General features: G+C 37.0%; 5 protein-coding genes. All 5 read right to left on the bottom strand.

Annotated elements, in window-relative coordinates:
- Positions 1 to 189 (bottom strand): 50S ribosomal protein L7/L12 (locus tag Q0200_RS04005; protein ID WP_366118225.1); only part of this gene is annotated, 189 nt, incomplete at its 3' end.
- Between the two features lie 16 nt (positions 190 to 205).
- A complete protein-coding gene (gene rplJ, locus Q0200_RS04000; RefSeq protein ID WP_002947610.1) occupies positions 206 to 688 on the bottom strand; it encodes a 50S ribosomal protein L10 in 483 nt (160 codons plus the stop codon).
- A gap of 110 nt (positions 689 to 798) precedes the next feature.
- Positions 799 to 1,503, bottom strand: a complete 705-nt coding sequence (gene rplA / locus Q0200_RS03995; protein ID WP_002947612.1) for a 50S ribosomal protein L1 — start codon at positions 1,501 to 1,503, stop codon at positions 799 to 801.
- A gap of 120 nt (positions 1,504 to 1,623) precedes the next feature.
- Positions 1,624 to 2,049: a 50S ribosomal protein L11 gene (rplK, locus tag Q0200_RS03990; protein WP_004322124.1), complete on the bottom strand. Its 426-nt coding sequence runs from the start codon at positions 2,047 to 2,049 to the stop codon at positions 1,624 to 1,626.
- Positions 2,050 to 2,059: 10 nt separating this feature from the next.
- A partial coding sequence (gene nusG, locus Q0200_RS03985) for a transcription termination/antitermination protein NusG (protein WP_297938021.1) occupies positions 2,060 to 2,501 on the bottom strand: 442 nt, incomplete at its 5' end.

Genomic DNA, 2,501 nt, shown 5'->3' with positions numbered 1-2,501 from the left:
AAGAACAATGTTAAATTCTGTTTTCTCTTCAGCTGCATCGGCTGCGCCGCCTGCTACTGCACCGCCTGCTACCATTACTGGAGCAGCGCTTACGCCAAATTTCTCTTCAAATTCTTTTACTAGTTCGCTTAGCTCTAATACTGAAAGATTAGAGATAAATTCTAATACGTCCTCTTTAGTAATTGCCATTTTTTATCCTTTTATATTATGCTGATTTTTCTTTTTTTTCTTTAAGCGCATTTAGTCCAATAGTGAAATTTTGGATAGGCGCATTCCAAACTTGCAAAAGCATAGCAAGCAACTCATCACGGCTAGGCATCTTAGATAGAGCCTTAACCTTCTCAACGCTTGCAACTTCACCGTCAATATGAGCGGTTTTGATTTTGAATAGTTCGCTGTTGGTCTCTTCAAATTTAGCCGCAACCTTAGTAGCTGAAAGCTGATCGCCCCAGATAAAGATATTTGTATCTTTTAAGACCATACCAGACTTTTCAACGTTATTAAGAGCGATATTTGCAAGAGTATTTTTTACGATTTGAACTTTTACGTTTAAAACTCTAGCAGCATCTCTTAATGCTTCTAGTTTTTTAGTGCTAAGACCGCGATAATCGCAAACTATAATCGCTTCATTTTCTTTAAATTCGGCTTCAAGTTTACTGATTATTTCAGATTTTTCGTTTCTCGTCATCTAGTTTTTCTCCTTTCCGACTAGTGATTTCAAGCAGAGTGGCATAAAAGCACGATTAAGCAAAAGCCTCTGCTATCTCCAATCTAAGATAAAAATTTATTAGCTATAAATTAGCGTAGATCCATAAGCTCTTGAGTCTCAAGCAAAACAGAAGGACTCATAGTTAATGATAAAGCGGCGCTCTTAATATATCTACCTTTTGCTGCCGCAGGTTTTTGTCTATTTACCGCTTTGATAAGAGTTGAAATATTATCGTTTAATTGCTCTTTTGAAAAGCTAACTTTACCAAGGCCAGCGTGTATATTTCCTTGCTTATCTACACGGAAATTAACTTGACCACTTTTTGCGTTATTAACCGCTTGAGCTACATCCATGGTAACAGTGCCTGTTTTTGGGTTTGGCATAAGACCTTTTGGTCCTAAAATTCGTCCTACTTTACCGACTAAGCCCATCAAATTTGGAGTAGCAATAAGAACGTCGAAATTCATAATTCCTTTTTGGATATCCTCAACAAGCTCGTCGCTACCGACTATATCGGCACCAGCAGCTTTTGCTTCATCGGCTTTTGCATCTTTTGCTATAACGGCTACGCGAACGGTTTTGCCTGTTCCAGCAGGAAGTACTACCGAGCCTCTAACCATTTGATCGGCATGTCTTGGATCGACGTTGAGTTTTAGTGCAATTTCGACTGTTTCGTCAAATTTGGCGCTTTTTAGTAATTTTACAGTATCAATAGCATCTGCTAAAGAGTAGGTTTTAGTGGTATCAACTTTTTCAAGTAGCTTACCAAATCTTTTTGTAGTTTTTTTTGACATTAATTTCTCCGCATTTTTAAATTTTATGCTTCCACATTGTCAAATTTAAAATACACGCGCTATAAATATTAACGCGTGTGCATAAATTTAACTTTATAAAATCCTTATGTGGTAAAAGGATTAATCTACTACCGTAATTCCTATTGAGCGAGCCGAACCAGCAATGATTTTAGCTGCTTGCTCTCTATCTTTGGTATTTAAGTCGGCAATTTTTTTCTCAACTATTTCAAGCACCTGAGCTTTTGTAAGCTTAGCTACTTTGTTTTTTAACGGATTATCCGAACCTTTTTCTATGCCTGCAGCTTTTTTAATCAAATCCGTAGCAGGCGGCTGTTTCGTGATAAATGTAAAACTTCTATCTGCATAAACAGTGATAACGACCGGAACCCTAAAGCCAGCCATATCTTTTGTTCTTTCGTTAAATGCTTTACAAAATTCCATAATATTAACGCCTTGCTGACCAAGAGCCGGACCTACCGGAGGGCTTGGATTTGCTTTTGCGGCAGCAATATGTAATTTAATTTCGCCTATAACTTTTTTAGCCATAAACTTCTCCTTATACTATCTTCTCGACTTGTGAATATAAAATCTCAACTGGAGTACTTCTGCCAAATATCGAAACATTTAGCCTTAGTTTTCCATGTATCATATCGTACTCTTCTACTATACCGGTAAAATTCGCGAAAGGTCCTTCCGTAATGCGAACATTTTCCCCATTATCAAAGAAAATTTTTGGCTTAGGAGCAGCTCGCTTTTGGACTTTTTCTAAAATTAAATTTATATCTTTTTCACTTAACGGCGTAGGTTTTTTTGCCTCGCCTATAAATCTGCCGACCTTAGGAAGAGACTGAATTTTGTGCCAAAGAGCCGTATCCAAATCAAGATGCGCAAAAGCATATCCTGGATAAAGACTTCTTTCGTTTATTTTTTTCTTACCGTTTTTGATTTCTATTACATCTTCAGTAGGAACTATAATCTCTTTTAGTTGGTCTTCAATA

The organism is uncultured Campylobacter sp., from assembly GCF_938045225.1.
Taxonomy (GTDB): domain Bacteria; phylum Campylobacterota; class Campylobacteria; order Campylobacterales; family Campylobacteraceae; genus Campylobacter_A.
Note: the sequence above shows the minus strand (reverse complement) of the source record. Positions and strands in the feature narration are given on the sequence as shown.